The organism is Variovorax sp. 01T439_2 (genome assembly GCF_056398445.1).
This window is the reverse complement of sequence record NZ_JBFTPJ010000780.1, coordinates 1-2,870: the sequence shown is the minus strand read 5'-3', so window position 1 is coordinate 2,870 and position 2,870 is coordinate 1. Positions and strand designations below refer to the sequence as shown.

Annotated in this window: 3 protein-coding genes; 2 read left to right on the top strand and 1 reads right to left on the bottom strand. The window is 65.6% G+C overall.

The genetic code is table 11. The features are described from left to right. Positions 1-681, top strand: a 681-nt coding sequence (locus AC1DOC_RS27630; RefSeq protein WP_478130915.1) for an FAD-dependent oxidoreductase, incomplete at its 5' end; no start/stop codon positions are given. Here the strand turns inward: AC1DOC_RS27630 and ppsR are convergent. Further along, the gene (ppsR, locus tag AC1DOC_RS27625) at positions 675-1,496 is read right to left on the bottom strand and encodes a posphoenolpyruvate synthetase regulatory kinase/phosphorylase PpsR (protein WP_478130914.1); all 822 of its coding nucleotides are present in this window, start codon (positions 1,494-1,496) and stop codon (positions 675-677) included. The two genes, AC1DOC_RS27630 and ppsR, sit on opposite strands and share 7 nt — an antisense overlap. 190 nt (positions 1,497-1,686) lie before the next feature. Between ppsR and AC1DOC_RS27620 the strand changes: the two genes are divergently transcribed. Beyond that, positions 1,687-2,870 (top strand): PEP/pyruvate-binding domain-containing protein (locus AC1DOC_RS27620; RefSeq protein ID WP_478130913.1); only part of this gene is annotated, 1,184 nt, incomplete at its 3' end.

Sequence of the window (2,870 nt, the reverse complement as noted above, 5' to 3'; positions counted from 1 at the left end):
GACCTGATCGAGGTGCAGCTCGAGAGCGGCGCTTCGCTCAAGAGCAAATCGATCATCATCTCGACCGGCGCGCGCTGGCGCAACATCAACGTGCCGGGCGAGCACGAGTTCAAGAACAAGGGCGTGGCCTACTGCCCGCACTGCGACGGCCCGCTGTTCAAGGGCAAGCGCGTGGCGGTGATCGGCGGCGGCAATTCGGGCGTCGAAGCGGCCATCGACCTGGCCGGCATCGTCGGCCATGTCACGCTGATCGAGTTCGACACGCAGCTGCGCGCCGACGCCGTGCTGCAGCGCAAGCTCAAGAGCCTGAAGAACGTCGACGTGTTCACCAACGCGCAGACCACCGAGATCACCGGCGACCAGAAGGTCAACGGCCTGGTCTACAAGGACCGCGCGACGGGCGAGCTGAAGAAGGTCGAACTCGAAGGCGTGTTCATCCAGATCGGCCTGGTGCCCAACACCGACTGGCTCGAGGGCGTGGTCGAGCTGACCAAGCACGGCGAGATCGTGGTCGACGCCAGGGGCCAGACCTCGGTACCGGGCGTGTTTGCCGCGGGCGACGTGACGACCGTGCCGTTCAAGCAGATCATCATCGCGGCCGGCGACGGGGCGAAGGCCGCGCTCGGCGCCTTCGATCACCTGATCCGGACCTCGGCCCCGGCTGAGCAGGCGGCTCAGTAAACCAGCCGCTCCGGCTTCAGCTCCTGCAGGATGGTGGTGGCGATCTCCTCGATCGACTTGGTGGTCGTGGAGAGCCACCGGATGCCGGCGCGGCGCATCATGGCCTCGGCTTCGCTCACCTCGTTGCGGCAGTTCTCGAGGCTGGCGTAGCGCGAATCCGGCCGGCGCTCGTTGCGGATCTGGCTCAGGCGCTCGGGCTGGATGGTGAGGCCGAAGATCTTCTTGCKGTGCGGCATCAGCGCCGGCGGCAATTGCTTGCGCTCGAAGTCTTCCGGAATCAGCGGATAGTTGGCCGCCTTCAGGCCGTGCTGCATTGCCAGGTAGAGCGAAGTCGGCGTCTTGCCGCTGCGGCTCACGCCCACCAGGATCACGTCGGCGCCTTCGAGGTCCCGGTTGCTCTGGCCGTCGTCGTGGGCCAGGCTGAAATCGATGGCCGCAATGCGGGCGTCGTATTCCTTGCTCTTGCTGACGTCGCTGAAGCGGCCGATGCGGTGGTTCGACTTCACCGCCAGCTCGATCTCCAGCGGCCGCACGAAGGTGCCGAACATGTCGAGCAGCATGCCCTTGCAGCCGGTTTCGATCACCTCCAGCACTTCCATGTTCGCGAGCGTCGTGAAGACGATGGGGCGCACACCTTCCAGTTCGGCCGTGTGGTTGATCTGCCGCACCGCCTGGTGCGCCTTGTCGACCGTGTCGGTGAACGGCAGCCGCACGTGGCGCGGCTTCATCTCGAACTGGGCCAGCACGGCGTTACCGAATGTTTCGGCGGTGATGCCGGTGCCGTCGGAAATGAAGAAAACGGTGCGTGTGTGCATGGTGTTGCTCTTGCGGCCTTGTCCTGCGGCGCGTGCAATCTCGCCACGCCTACAATCCGGGCCATTATCGGGAATCCGCCTTCCCACCCCCAATTCTTTCCATGCACGCCGCGCCCGCACCCAAAGCAACGACAACGATCGTGCCGCGCCGTCTGCATGCAGCACCGGTTTCAACTTCTGGAGCTTTCCCATGTCTGCACTTTTCGACGCGACCGCCCTGGTCGTACCGTTTGAAAACCTGAGGATGACCGACGTCGAGTCGGTCGGCGGCAAGAACGCCAGCCTCGGCGAAATGATCTCGCAATTGCCGCAGGGCGTGCGGGTGCCCACGGGCTTCGCGACCACGGCGCATGCGTTCCGCCAGTTCCTGGCCCACGACGGCCTGGCCGACAAGATCAGCAAGCGGCTCGCCGCCCTGGACACCGAAGACGTGCGGGCGCTGGCCGTGGCCGGCGCCGAGATCCGCGCGATGGTCGAGGCCCAGCCCTTTCCGGCCGACCTGCAGAAAGCCATTGCCGAGGCGTTCGCGAAGCTGAGCGCCGGCAACCCCGCGGCCTCGTTCGCCGTGCGCTCCTCGGCCACGGCCGAAGACCTGCCCGACGCCTCCTTCGCGGGCCAGCAGGAAACCTTCCTGAACGTGGTCGGCATCGACGACGTGCTGCACAAGATGAAGGAAGTCTTTGCTTCCCTCTACAACGACCGCGCCATCAGCTACCGCGTGCACAAGGGCTTCGCGCACGACGTGGTGGCGCTCTCGGCGGGCGTGCAGCGCATGGTCCGCTCGGACCTTGGCGCGGCCGGCGTGATGTTCACCATCGACACCGAGTCGGGCTTCGAGGACGTGGTGTTCATCACCTCGAGCTACGGCCTCGGTGAAACGGTGGTGCAGGGCGCCGTGAACCCCGACGAGTTCTACGTTCACAAGCCCACGCTGCGCGCCGGCAAGAAGGCCGTGATCCGCCGCAACCTGGGCTCCAAGCTGATCCAGATGGAGTTCGCCACGCCCGAGGAGAAAAAGGCCACCGGCAAGCTGGTGAAGACCACCGACGTCAAGACCGAGCAGCGCAACCGCTATTCGCTGAGCGACGCGGACGTCGAGCAGCTCGCCAGGTACGCGCTCGTGATCGAAGAACACTATGGCCGCCCGATGGACATCGAGTGGGGCAAGGACGGCACCGACGGCCAGCTCTACATCCTGCAGGCGCGCCCTGAAACCGTGAAGAGCCAGCAGCAGGGCAAGGCCGAGCAGCGCTACAAGCTGCTGGGCAAGGGGGCGGTGCTCGCCGAAGGCCGTGCCATCGGGCAGAAGATCGGTACCGGCCCCGTGCGGCTCGTGCACAACATCAGCGAAATGGACAAGGTCCAGGCCGGCGA